This is a genomic window from Sporomusa intestinalis (assembly GCF_055383785.1).
In genome coordinates, this window is the sequence record NZ_AP042390.1 from 5218102 (window position 1) to 5231357 (window position 13256).

10 protein-coding genes are annotated in these 13256 nt (G+C 51.1%); 7 read left to right on the plus strand and 3 right to left on the minus strand.

Translation table 11 applies throughout. From position 1 onward, the window contains the following. Positions 1–22 precede the first annotated feature (22 nt). Both ACZ481_RS24230 and ACZ481_RS24235 read right to left on the minus strand, forming a co-directional pair. A complete protein-coding gene (locus ACZ481_RS24230; protein WP_464767907.1) occupies positions 23–463 on the minus strand; it encodes an OmpH/Skp family outer membrane protein in 441 nt (146 codons plus the stop codon). Positions 464–685: 222 nt separating this feature from the next. Next, a complete protein-coding gene (locus tag ACZ481_RS24235; protein WP_464767908.1) occupies positions 686–5455 on the minus strand; it encodes a TonB-dependent receptor plug domain-containing protein in 4770 nt (1589 codons plus the stop codon). Positions 5456–5856: 401 nt separating this feature from the next. Between ACZ481_RS24235 and ACZ481_RS24240 the strand changes: the two genes are divergently transcribed. Beyond that, on the plus strand, positions 5857–6216 hold the full coding sequence (locus ACZ481_RS24240; protein ID WP_464767909.1) for a YbaN family protein: 360 nt from the start codon (positions 5857–5859) through the stop codon (positions 6214–6216). Here ACZ481_RS24240 and ACZ481_RS24245 read toward each other — a convergent pair whose 3' ends face one another. Further along, on the minus strand, positions 6217–6603 hold the full coding sequence (locus ACZ481_RS24245; protein WP_464767910.1) for a winged helix-turn-helix transcriptional regulator: 387 nt from the start codon (positions 6601–6603) through the stop codon (positions 6217–6219). It lies immediately after the preceding gene. Positions 6604–6829: 226 nt separating this feature from the next. Here ACZ481_RS24245 and ACZ481_RS24250 point away from each other — a divergent pair, with 226 nt between their 5' ends. From ACZ481_RS24250 to ACZ481_RS24275, 6 genes are all read left to right on the plus strand, one after another. After that, a complete protein-coding gene (locus tag ACZ481_RS24250; protein WP_464767911.1) occupies positions 6830–7036 on the plus strand; it encodes a heavy-metal-associated domain-containing protein in 207 nt (68 codons plus the stop codon). 152 nt (positions 7037–7188) lie between these two features. Then, positions 7189–9387, plus strand: a complete 2199-nt coding sequence (locus tag ACZ481_RS24255; RefSeq protein WP_464767912.1) for a TonB-dependent siderophore receptor — start codon at positions 7189–7191, stop codon at positions 9385–9387. Between the two features lie 104 nt (positions 9388–9491). Then, a complete protein-coding gene (locus ACZ481_RS24260) occupies positions 9492–10175 on the plus strand; it encodes an energy transducer TonB (RefSeq protein ID WP_464767913.1) in 684 nt (227 codons plus the stop codon). A 33-nt stretch (positions 10176–10208) separates the two neighbouring features. After that, on the plus strand, positions 10209–10835 hold the full coding sequence (locus tag ACZ481_RS24265; protein ID WP_464767914.1) for a MotA/TolQ/ExbB proton channel family protein: 627 nt from the start codon (positions 10209–10211) through the stop codon (positions 10833–10835). Further along, a complete protein-coding gene (locus ACZ481_RS24270) occupies positions 10810–11214 on the plus strand; it encodes an ExbD/TolR family protein (protein WP_464767915.1) in 405 nt (134 codons plus the stop codon). The genes ACZ481_RS24265 and ACZ481_RS24270 overlap by 26 nt, the downstream gene beginning before the upstream one ends. Before the next feature lie 24 nt (positions 11215–11238). Next, a complete protein-coding gene (locus ACZ481_RS24275) occupies positions 11239–12960 on the plus strand; it encodes an ABC transporter ATP-binding protein/permease (protein WP_464767916.1) in 1722 nt (573 codons plus the stop codon). Positions 12961–13256: the final 296 nt, after the last annotated feature.

The following is a 13256-nucleotide window of genomic DNA, read 5'->3' on the forward strand; positions in this document are numbered from 1 at the left end:
TACTTTCTCCCCTCTCTTTAACTTACTTTTCCCCTAGTTTTTTTAACACCTCATCCGTAATATCCTGACCGCCATAGACAGTGGAAGTCTTATTGATAACAATAGTTAATCTTTTGGCATCGGCTACTGCTTTGACAGCGGCATTGACTTTATCTCGTATGGCGTTTAAAAGCTCCATTTCCCTTTGTTGAAGCTCCCTCGCCAACTGTTGAGAGTAAGCTTTTTTTTCATCCTCATTCATAGTCGCCGACTTAGCATTAAAATCATCTTGCGCTTGTTTTACAGCTTCTTCGTAAGCTGCATTCGCTTGCTCCATATCAGGATGCTGATTAATTAATTGCTGATAGTTGACTACTCCGATTGGCGATGATGCCGCATAGACAGCATGCGTATTTGTAAAAACAAGTCCTGCAAATACTATAAACGCTAATAGAATGATGGTTTTAAATTGTTTGTTAAACATAAAATTCTCCTCTTAATCCTATATTAATTTAAAAACGCGGTTGCCGTCTCAGGCGCCTGGTTTTTTGATGCTTACGTCTAATCCTGGTCTGTCACTGCCACCGTCGGCGCTTTCACCTACCCATTCGCCCAACAATTTATTCAGTTCGCCTCTGCGGCGGTCGCCAAACCAACATATGTTTCGTAACTAACCAGGATCGCAGATCTGTTTAAAACCCGCTTCTTAGAACCGGCGCGTCAATTGCACCCTCGTATAATCCCCCAGTTTGAAATTTTCGGCGCCATACAGCGTATCCCGTTTTCCCGTCCCTTTCGCGTCAAAGGTATAGAACGCTTCCAGCAGGAAGTCTTTGGCCGGTACATAGCCGGCGCCGACCGTAAAGCTCTTGATGCCGTCCAGGTAGCGGTCCGGCACGCCTTCGGTGCCGTTGCCGCCAAAGAACGAACCATGCTCAAAGTGCTTGTAATCGGCAAAGGCGTTCCAGCTGCCCGGCTTGTCCGTGTCGCTGCGGCCGATATCCACCCGGGCTACCCAGAACCGCGGCGTTCCGCCCGCTTGTCGTCCGGCCAGCGCAAAGTCCGACGTGCCCGCCGTATGGCTATAGCGCGTGTTGCCGTTCATGAAGCGGCCAAAATCGGTCAGGTTTTGTCCCCAGTCATAGGCGAAGGTGATTTGCTCATTGAGCTTCCACTTTGCCCCCACGCCGACGACATTGGCCAGCCGGTCAAAGGCATATACGTCATTGGTATCACCGTTGGCGACCGCGATGCTGTGCTGCTTATCATTGACCGAGCGCAGATACCAGGCCTGAATGCCCAGATGGTCGCCAAGCTGCTGTCTCGCCTGGACAAACGCGGCTTTATGGATCGCCGGGATCCGGTCCTGCACCAGGACGGTGCCTGCTGTCGGCAGCAGTTCGCCCAGCTGTTCCAATAACTGCAGAGGCAGAGAACTGTCGTCCTCCGGCTGCCACACGTCCGTTCTTTGATATCCTGCCAGTTGATTTAAAATAAGATAACCCAATCTTCCTATGGAAGGGCCAACGGCGGACCCACTGACACCGACACCACTGTTGGGAGAGGTTCGTTTCCACGAGCCTACCTGTTTCCAGGAATTCTCGGTATCCCAGAAGGATGTAATGGCCATGACTTTCGCTTCTTCCTTCGTAAGGGGGATAAAATCGCTCTCACTGACTTGATCCATGGGGATGCCTACAGAGTGCAGCACCTGATCGCCCGTGTACTTGCCATAGCCCAGGAAGGTGCTTTCTAAAGTATACCACCCGTTAGACAGCAGAAACGAATCGCTCACATAGGTTCTCACTGTATCATTTGTTTCCAACCCTGCTTCGATTTGATTCCAGATATTTTCCGCAGTCTGTTCCAATACTTCCTGATTAAACAAGTCTGCATAGGGAATTTTCGTTGCTTGAGAAGTAGAAATATTCCCACTTACCCGGGCAATGTATTCGCCCACCAGTTCTCCCGCTTCATTTGTAACAGTAACTTTTTTCCAGGCAAAAGTGTCGACGCTATTAAAAAGGTAGTCCTTAGAGGTAATGGCAGCGTACGCTGCCGGATCATCCTGTTTGACAACCTCCAGGTATTGCGTGATAAGCTGCTGCTGCTCCTCCGGGCTGGACGTCTGGAGCAGTTTCTGGTACAGTCCCTGATAGCCGTCCACAGTAACGCTCTTATCAGTGAAAACGCCGTCCCAGGTTTCCGGGTAGGAACCATTGTAGCCCAGCCATTCCGCCTTCGTCGGCGCCCGGAAGAAGACCTGCCGCGTCGCATGGGTATAAGCCGAATCGGTAATGCCGGTGCTATGACTGAAATCACCGTACCCGAACCGCACCTGGGTCTTCTTATTCGTCCACACAGCCCGGCCGCCGTCGTATTCCTGGCCGAACCAGTAACCCGTAACCCCCAGCGGTTCGGTCAGCCGACCGGCCGAAAAGTCCCATTTTTTCACATTCTGGGTGACTTCCGCTTTTTCCAGCCGCTGCTCGTTCAGGCCTTGGGAGCCGGCTAGATCATACGCCGTATCCACACCGCTCATGCCGCCGGCGCTGCCCAGAATGGTGACATTCGTGTTATCGCCAATGCGGGCGTCAATACCGACACGCAGCCGCTGCTCAAAGCCATGCCCCGCTTTTTCCAGGATATTCTTTTCGGCGTCGCCCACGCTGGAGGTCGCCGTTACCCTCGCTTCCGGCTTATTCTTGCCGCTATAGGCGTTCCAGCGGGCCTGATAGTCGCCGATCAGCTCCACGCCTTCCGGTTTAGTTTCGTCAAACGGCCGGTCGATAAACCAGTTCTCCCCTGCCTGCGTTTCCTGGAGTGCGCCGGCTGCGACGCTGTCTGTTTGCGGCTCCGCGGCTGCCTTCTTGCTGTCTTTATCAGTGCCGAACTTCATATTGAACCCGGCCTTATAGACCCGTTCCTGGAAGGCCCGGTCGTCATCGCGGTGATTAAACAGGTTATCGATGCCGAAGTAGGCCACGGCGTCCTTGGACAGCTCCTTTTGCACAATGAAGTTCCACAGGCCAAAGGTTTTCTTGTCGTAGGTCTGTTTGCCCCCTTCGGCAAAGTTGTATTTTACATTACCTTCACTGTCATAGGTCAGGTAATTGCCGTTATTGGCCACGCTGTTGCTGTCCAGCATATTGATATAATAATTGCCCCACAGGGAGGAGCGCCAGCCGCCCTTCCGGTTTTCATAGGTGACGCCGATATCCACCTTGTGCTGCGGCTTATCTAAGAGCTGCCGCGGCATATCGGGATCGCTTTTATTCAGGGCATGGAGATAGGTATAGCCCAGCTTCCCGGTCCAGTGCTCGTCAAACTTCTGTGACACCTCGGCTTCCGCGCCGGTGATTTGGGCCTTGCCGATATTCCGGAAGCTGTAGATCATATCCGGCGGCGTTACCCATTTCCAACCCGTTTCGCTGGGATAAAAATCCATCAAATAGCCGGTAAAGTAGGTTGTCATGTAATTATCGATGCGATTGTGGAATACATTGAGCCGGGCCGCCGTGTTCCGGTGTTCGCCTTCCATCCCGATATCGAAGTTGAGGGATTTTTCCGGCTTGAGGTCCGGGTTGCCGAGAAAATAATAGCCCAGCCGGCCTACGCCGAATCCGGCCGGCATGCCGGCATACATTTCCCAGTTGTAGTAGAGCTCGCCCATGCCCGGTTCCGTATAACCGGTGCCAATATTGGCCTTGAACCGCCGGTGGGCATTGCCGTTGATCTGATGCGTCAGCCCCATATTAAAGGTCGCGTTCGTGCCGAACAGGTCGCTGTGATCGACGCGCAGGATCGGCGACAGGATTGTATCGTCATTGAGCTGCCACGTATCCTGAAGGAAAAAGTTCTCTTTCCTGATTTCGGCCTTCCCTACCGTCTGCCGGTTCGTTCTGGCGTTAAATTCCTCTTTAAACGCTTTTCCATTGTAGGTTACAACTCCCGTATAATACCTTTGTACGGCTAAACTGGTAGAGCCTAAGGATGGGTTTTCCGCTTTAAGTTGCGCCTCAAACTTCAAGTAATTTTCTTTTACGTCATCCGGCATATTGCGTGTGTTATAACTGGAACCGCCGTATTTTATAAAGTCTTCATAGGTATAGGCCGGTATGATGTTTTTTCCATTTTCATCGCGCAGACCATACCATTCATAGTCCTGGTCATAGTAGGGTACGCCGTCTTCATTCTGCACCATCTCGTAATCATGCACGTTGGAGGAGGGCGCCCCCGTGCCGCCTTTGGTATACAGGTTCTTGTCATAGTCCCAGGGGTCGATATAGCGCGTATAGGTGTCTGGCGCATTTTTTAAGCGGCTGCCTTCGCCCTTTTCCCGCGTATAGCCGAAGCCATAGGTCAGTAAATGCTCGTCATTGACCTGCGTATTCGCCGACAGCTTGATATCCAGCTGGTCATGGTTGATATCGTCGATGTAGTTTAACGTATTCTTGCCTTCATATTTCGATTCGCCAAAGGTAGAGGTCAGCGTGAGGTCGTCTTCCGTCAGCTTCGCATAGTTGACATCCACCTGCCAGTCCGTATTGCCGCCATTGTTCCCGCTGTACGCCAGCCGGTAGGTATTGCGGTCCATGGTCCGTTTGAACTGCTGCCGCGGCTCCATGCCGGAGTCCGAATGCTTGACATACCGTTCCAGATCCTCATTGATCCGGTCAATGTTGAATTCAAGCTTGTTTCGGTCATCGATCTCATAGCTGCCGATCAGGCCGATATTCTTGATATCGCCGTAGTAGCGCAGGGAGTTCCGGAAATTCTCGCCACTGCCCAGTCCGCCGTAAGACGTAGTCCCATAGACCGGCATGATATCCCGCTTGCTGCCGTATAACCCGATCCGGAATTTCCCGATCTCGCCGCTGTCGGCTCTTAAAAAGATATTCTGATACGGAAAGATATCCCCGTCTCCCTTGGCTCTCCGGCCTTCGGCATTGACCTGCAGCAAAGGCTCGTTAGCGGCTTTGCGGGTGATAATATTGACTACCCCGCCGATCGCATCGGCGCCATATTTCGCTGATGCCGCGCCCCGGATGATTTCGATGCGTTCCACATTCTCCGTCCCCAGCCGCATGACTTCGTCAGCCGCGCCCTGGTATTTGGCAAAGTCGCCCATGACCGGCTGGCCGTCCACTAAGATCAGCGTATGCCGCGGCTCGGCGCCCCGGATGGAAATGCCGACCCGGCCCATGGCGTCAACGGTCCGGGTTACGCCGGTTTCATCGAAAATGATGTCTTCGACGCTTTTGGCCTGTTTGCGCTCAATATCCTCCTTGGTGATGATGGTGGTGCTCTGGGAGGAGTATTTGGCTTCCTCCTTGGCGGCATCCGCTTCGACGACGATATCCCGGGTTTTGGCGGTGTCCTCGGCCGCCAGTGTCACGCCCCCGCTCCACAGGGCAAACAGATTGGCTGTCAACAAGGCGGCGACCGCGCAGCGGGCCCGGCTTTTTTTATTCATGGTGATTCCTCCTTTTCTTTGTTGTCTGGTCCTTCTCCGGTAGCAGTCGCAAGCCATTCCAGGCAAAAGGAATGGCCACAAGCCGCCTGCCAGTCCACACTCCTCTGTTTTGCTAAGAAAAAAAGAAAAACTCCGCGCGTAATCTAGTTACGCCACGGAGCTTCCAGCTCTCTTATTAGACTCTGCCCTCACCTGATTTAGTTTATCAGGCAGGCAGAGCATTGCTCTTTCTGAATTAGTGCTTTTTCTTAACGCTTATTATACCCGCAGTGAGAATCATTGTCAACAGGTATTTACATTGAGAGTATTGACATGCTTGCCGTTAATCAGTTAGTATAATTAATGATAATTGTTATCAATAAACAATTCGGTTATATTATGCCGCGACAGGGAGGACACGAGTGAAAACTGTCTATGTTGGCTTAGGGCTGTTGTTTCTGGGTCTGGGAGCAGTCGGCGTCATGATCCCTTTGCTGCCTACGGTCCCGTTTTTGCTGCTGGCATCGTTTTGCTTTGCCAAGGGATCCCGCCGGTTTTACGCCTGGTTTACCTCAACAGCCATATATCGCAACCACTTGCAGGAACTTGAGCAGAATTGGTCAATGCCGCTAAAGTCAAAGATCTGCGTCCTTACCTGTTCTACGCTCATGATGAGCTTCCCCTTTTTTATCATCGACAACAGGCTTGTGCACTTATTCCTTCTCATCCTGCTGGCTGTCAAATACTATATTTTCCTTGTTAAGATCAAGACAACCAGATAGTTACACAACAAGAGGTTTTTTTTCAGCCGGGTTGCTTGCTCCCGGCTTATTGTCGTGTTCGTTATAAAATTGGATCCATTGCAATACCTGATCTAAAACAGGAATGAAGTTTCTCCCGATTTCAGTTAATGAATACTCCACCTTGGGTGGTATTTCTTTATAGATTTCTCTATGTACGATTCCATCGCGCTCAAGTTCTCTTAGCTGCTGGGTAAGGATCCCTTGGGAAATATCGGGCAACAATCGATTCAGTTCATTAAATCGTTTCGTTCCATCGCTTAAAAACAGCAAAATGACAAATTTCCATTTGCCGGCAATTAATTTCTGGGCCAACAGCATCTGCTTAACGGTGACCGGACACAGGCCTCTGATGGTTGTTCTGGACATACGAAAAAATCCTCCCGGTACTTTTTATATTAGTATATCATATAATTATTGGTACTTGTGAAATAATCGAGAATACTATATTATTCTAATAACACCGGATTATATAATTACTTATGTTTTATGCGCGAAAAGAATTGAGCTGATTAGTAAAAGCTAAAGGCTAAGTTTGTCGTCATACGATAACTTAGCCTTTGGCTTTTTTGTTCAGAGAAGGGAGGTGGTTTAAATGGGTGAGCGAAAAACCGTAGTGCAAATTGAAGGCATGGCCTGCAACGGCTGCAGGGGGAAAGTCGCAACAAGACTGGCCGCAATTCCCGGGGTGACGCATGTCACTGTCGAGCTGGCAGCAAAACAGGCAACCATCATTGGCTCGGCTGAGCCGGCTGTGGTTGTAAAGGCCATAGAAGAACTTGGTTTTACGGCGGTTGTGTGAACTGAAGGAGAATCAACGCGCTGTTTGCTTAACAGGTGGTGGCGTTTGCTGTCGCCTGCAGACAGAGGACAAGGCTGCCGGACAAAGCAAGAAGAATCGTAGGCGGTAAAAAACCGGGCTGTGTTTATTGTTGTATGGAAAGGGGTAGAAAAATGACGCGCAAACAAGCGAAACTGTTGCTTTATGGTACGCTAACCATCGCTTTGTCACTTGGGCCGCAAGGGCTGGCCTGGGCCGAGGAGGAGGCGGCGCTGCAGGCTGAACATCAGGTTGATGAGACTGAGCCGGTGCCGATGACTGAAGTGGAAGTTGAGGAAAAAAGAAAGCAAGAACTGGCCATTGGTCAGCCGCCTGACGCGGAAGGGTTAACCAATTATGTGGTCACCCGCAGTTCCACCGGCAGCAAAACCGAGGCGGAAACGAAGGATATCCCCCAGACGATTACCGCAATCGGGCAGAAAGTCATTGCGGAGCAGCACGCCCATACAGTGGCCGCAGTACTGTCAAATGTCGCCGGTGTGAATACGGGTACTGCGGTGTGGAATCCCCATGACAATTTAAATCCGTCCTTTTCCATCCGCGGTTTTGAGGCCAATAACTATTATTATGACGGTTTGTACGATCCGTTAGGTGTAGGCGGCTGGACCGGCAACCTGGATCGCGTGGAAGTGCTGAAGGGGCCCAGCTCCTTGTTTTTTGGCGAGTTGCAGCCCGGCGGGGTTATTAATTATATTACCAAAAAACCTTTAACGGAGGAAACGTACTCCATCGGGCTGGAGTATGGCTCCTGGGGCAGCCGAAGCGTAAATTTGGATGCATCCGTGCCGCTTACCCAGGATGGCAAATGGTTGTCGCGGACGATCATTTCGACAGACCGCCTGGCGCAATTCCAAAAAGATGTCAACAATAAGCATTTCAATGGCAGTCTGATTGTGCAGGGCCAGCCGCGCAGCGATACTGTTTATACGTTCCAGGCCCAGTATAATCATTACGATATTGCCGGCGGCTATACCGGCAGTTTGCCCGTTATCGGCACCATTGCCGCGCCGTACAGCCTCGTCCCCTATGACGCAAATTATTATGATCCCGGCCAGCGTCATTATTTTATCGGGCGGGCGCTCAATGCCAGGGTGGATCACCAGTTGAATGATATTTGGAAAATTACTTCGGCGCTGCGCTACAGCAGCACCCACAACGACCGGCGTTACATCGGCGATGAAAGCTGGGTTAACGGCGATTATACAAGCGGGAAAATAGCATCTTATTATAGCTGGAATATTATCAAAGCCGACGCTTATGCGTGGGATACAACCGCCAGTGCCAAGCTTACGGCCGGAGGCATAGATCACCAGGTGGCCCTGGGGTATGAATGGTCCCGGTACAAGCAAACCTGGCCCATATCGGCCGACGCCGAGCTAACCCCGGTCGATTACCTCAAGCCGGTATTTGATCCGCGGCCGGCTGTGGAAGCAAGCCCCTGGCGCTCAACGTCCAGGTACCGCCATAGCGTCTATGTGTCGGATACGGCCGCTGTTTCCAACCGGCTGAAGGTGGCGGGCGGAATCAGCCATTCATCCTATTCTGAAACCGTTGATGCCAGTGGCGGCAGGGCATCGGCCACGACCTACCGGATCGGCTCGACTTATGAGTCGGCGCCCGGGCTGACCTGGTTTATTGGCTATGGTACATCCTTTGATTATAACGCGTCACGAAACATCAGCGTTGGCGGACAAATCACCGGCGTGCAAACCTTTCAGCCGAAAAAAGGCCGCCAGCTTGAAGGCGGCGTCAAATACAATATTAGCGATCAGGCCAGTTTGACCTTGTCCCGTTACAACATCCAACAGACAAACATCATTGTCAATCTGGGAACTACTGCCAATACGGATTACCAGTTGATTGGCGAACAGGAGAGCCGGGGCTATGAACTGGATCTTAGCTACCAGCTTAAACCTGGCTGGAATCTGCTGGCGGCCTATGCGAAAAATGATTCAATCGTGACCAAAGATCCGCAGCGTCCGACCTGGGTTGGCAAGCAGTTCGTGGCCGTACCCAGGCAAACCTTCAAACTGTGGTCAACCTACGAAATACAGGCCGGTGCCTGGAAAGGCCTGGGCTTCGGCGGCGGGATAACCCATGTGAGCAAACGGCCTTTCAACACGCTTAACACCATCTGGGTTCCCGGGTATAACGTGATCGATGCGGTTGTCTATTATAAACCCGCTGCCTGGAAATATTCGCTGAATGTGTACAACCTGACCAATAGAAAATATTATCCCGCCCAAACCGGCGTGTCGGTATATGCAGGTACGCCCCGCAGCTTTACCTTAAGAGCGGAGCGGTCTTTTTGATCTTATCACGGCAGATGCGGGGGGCGGTACTCCGCTCCCTGTGATTGCCGTATCCACAGGCGACGGTCATAATCAGAAAATCTTGTAGGATGGAGCAGAATACAATGGGAAAGCATCCATATGTTAAGGCGACCGGTATTTCTTTACTAATACATATAGTGCTGTTGGCCTGCCTTCCAATCGTGATCAAACCCTATACTCCGGTGGCGGCTGTTGCTCCTATTGCCGTTGAATTTATACCGGCAACGGTGGCAGATACCGGTAATACCTTGCAGCAATTCAGTTCGGCCGCTGCGGGGCCAGCAACGCAGCGAGAGGAAACAAAACAAGTGATCGGGGAACGCGAAAATAAGCAACCGCGCACCAAAACACTGCCTGACCGGCAGCCGTCGGCGCAGCTCAGTGAGACAACAGGCGCGGGCGCTGTGGTTTCCTTGCCTGAGGGCGGCGGCAGCGAAGACGTTGCGGATGATAACGCGGGCCAGCAGGATGACAAGCAGTCTGTAAGCAGGACCCAGGCCAGTCTCGTTTCCGGCTCCCGGCCTGCTTACCCGCGTGACGCCTGGCAGGCTGGCTGGGAGGGAGTGGTCGTTGTGCGGGTACTGGTCGGCGCAGACGGTTCCGCTGTAAGCACCTCAATTCGTCACAGCAGCGGCTATGCCTCACTGGATACGGCCGCTGCGCAGGCGGTGGAAAAATGGCGATTTTCACCCGCGCGCAGAGGAGAAGCCGCAGTCGAGAGTTTTCACGATGTAAAAGTAAGATTCAGGCTTGCCGATGGCAAATAAACCGACGGCACACACACAGGGAGGATGAAGAAAATGTTGGAAATACTGATCATGGGCGGCTGGGTTATGGTTCCGCTGGGGCTTTGCTCGCTTGCGGCCGTATCCGTCATTGTGGAGAGACTTTTATATTTTAGCAAAATCGATGCGGCCCAGCAGGCGGAAGAGGTGGTTCGGCTCGCCGGCCAAGGGAAGCTGGATGACGCGCAGCTGCTGGCCAAAGGAGGAAAAGTCCCGCTGTTAAGAGTGTTGGCGGCCGGGATGGAGAACCGTCTGACGGCAGCCAATGCTATGGAAGCGGCGGCAATGATTGAAATTGCCACAATGAAACGGGGCTTGCCGGTGCTGGACACCATTATCACCCTTTCGCCGCTGCTGGGTTTGCTGGGTACGATTATCGGCATGATCAGTTCCTTCCAGGTAATGGCAATAGGCGGAATGGGCCAACCCCATGCGGTTACCGGCGGGGTGGCGGAGGCTTTGATAGCCACCGCGACCGGAATCGGCGTCGCCGTCGTTAGTTTAATTCCTTACAACTATTTTTTGGCCAAGGTTGAGGCGGAGACTGAGGTCATTGAGTATCAGGCAACCAAGCTGGAGATAGCGCTGGGGAGGTTGCCAGGCGGGAGTGAGAAATATGAAGATAGCAAGAAATTCGCCTAAAAAAGCCCGGATTGAAATTATTCCGATGATTGATACCATGTTTTTTTTGCTGGTTTTTTTTATGATTGCCACATTATCAATGACCGTGCAAAGTAGCCTGCCGGTCAATCTTCCCCAGGCCGGCGCCATGAAAACGGACAGTCCGCAGGTACTCACCATTACCCTGACTAAAGACAACCGGCTTTTTTATGAACAAGACCCCGTCGCCTCACCGGCAGACGCCGCCCTGCGCCTCGCGCAGCAACATAACAACCAGCCGGTATCGGTTATTATTAATGCCGACCGCAGTGTGGAGCATGGGCGTGTCATTGAGTTGATGGCTGCTATCCGGCAAACGGGTATCACCAAGATAGCCGTTGCCGTTAACCCCGCTAATTAAAAGCATGGCAAAGGTGGACAAAGTATGTTGAATTTTTTCCGGCAGGCTTGGAAGATTTCCCGGGGGTTCTGGACATCGGAGGAGAAATGGTCTGCCCGCCTCCTGGCGGCATCTGTTATTGCTCTGCAGATACTGAACGTATATGTGCTGGTCAAATATAATGTCTGGCAAAATCAGTTTTACAACACGATTCAGGAGCTGGACAGGGCGAAATTTTTTCATCTTTTTCTTTATTGGCCGGTATTTACACTCATTTTTCTTGTCGTTGATGTCAACAAGCTTTATTTGCAGCAAATGCTGGAGGTCAGATGGCGAACCTGGCTGACCAATCATTATCTGCAGGCATGGCTGAGCAAGCGTACGTATTATTTGCTGCAAATGTTAGATTATGACACAGATAATCCTGATCAGCGGATCAGCGAAGACGTGCGTCTGTTTGTCTCTTATGTGCTGGAATTATCGTTTGGCTTATTCAAATCCAGCCTTACCCTCGCTTCCTTTATCGTTGTTTTGTGGAATTTGTCCGGAATCATCGATTTGACTGTCGGCCCGTATGGGGTCAGCATCCCGGGCTATATGGTATGGGTGGCGATTATTTATGCCGTAGCCGGTTCATGGCTGACAGCAGTCGTTGGCAACTCGCTGATCAAGCTGAATTTTGTGCAGCAGCGCTATGAGGCTGATTTCCGTTTTAGTTTAATCCGGTTGCGGGAAAACGGTGAGGGCATCGCCTTTTACAACGGCGAGCAGCGGGAGCGGGTAAACTTTTTAAACCGCTTTCAGTTGATTGTTGAAAACTTTCGGGCCCTCATGTCCGGCCAGAGAAGACTATCTTATGTGACTTTATTGCACTGGCGACTTTCTTTTTTGCTGCCTTATCTTATCTCCGTACCACGCATCTTTGAGGGAAAAATGCAATTGGGAGGCCTGTTTCAGACAGCCACGGCTTTTACGCAGGTAGAACAGTCTTTGTCTTTTTTCATCGACAAGTTTTATTCCATGCACGAAGCCTCGCTGGCGCAGCTGCAGGCGGTGATGAAGCGGCTGAGCAGTTTTGCAGAGCATATAGACAATATACACGCAACGGCAAGTGACAATTCCATTGCGATTACTGCTGCACCCGGTCGGCTGCTGGGTGTGGCCTGCTTGAATGTTAAGCTGCCCACCGGCGAGTTATTGTTAAAAAACCTGGAACTGCAGGTACAGCCTGGGGACAGGTTACTGATTACGGGCGCATCGGGGAGCGGAAAAAGCACTTTGATGAAAACGCTTGCCGGCATCTGGCCCTTTGGTCAGGGCAATATCCAGATGCCGGCCGGGGAAAGCATGCTGTTTTTGCCGCAAAAGCCTTATTTGCCGTTAGGTACCTTGCGGGAAATACTTGCTTATCCCGCAGCGGCCGATTTGTTTACCGCGGAAAAGCTCAGGGAAATTATGACAATGTGCAAACTGGGGGAATTTATTGATTGTCTCCATGAAGACGGTAATTGGTCCCACATTCTTTCGCTGGGCGAACAGCAGCGCATCGCCTTTGCCAGAGCCATCCTGCAGCGTCCGCAATGGCTGTTCTTGGACGAGGCTACATCGGCCCTGGATGAAGAGACCGAAATGACGATGCACCGCTTATTGCATGAACAACTGCCCGGAGCGACAATCATCAGCGTGGGGCACCGCAGCACACTTATGGAGTATCACCACAGAACCCTGAATATTACAGAAGCCGGCAGTTGGAAGCTTTCTGCCTGAGGTTGAGAATGAGGGCAACGAGACAGAGGAAAAAAACCAAATTTTAAAAAAACACTTGCATTTCTTACCGCGCTGGGTAATAATAAAAGAAAAATTTATACTGATGTGCTGATTAGCCAAAAGACTGAAGGCCAAAAGATATTTCGTATTTAGAAATATTCTTTTGGTTTTTTTATTGTTAAAAATATTAGAACACTGTCTATAAAAAAATTTCTTTGTTTATGAATCGAGATAATAAAGAAATTTATGTTTATAGACGACTGGATGAAATGAGCGGCACACTATAAATTGAAAAT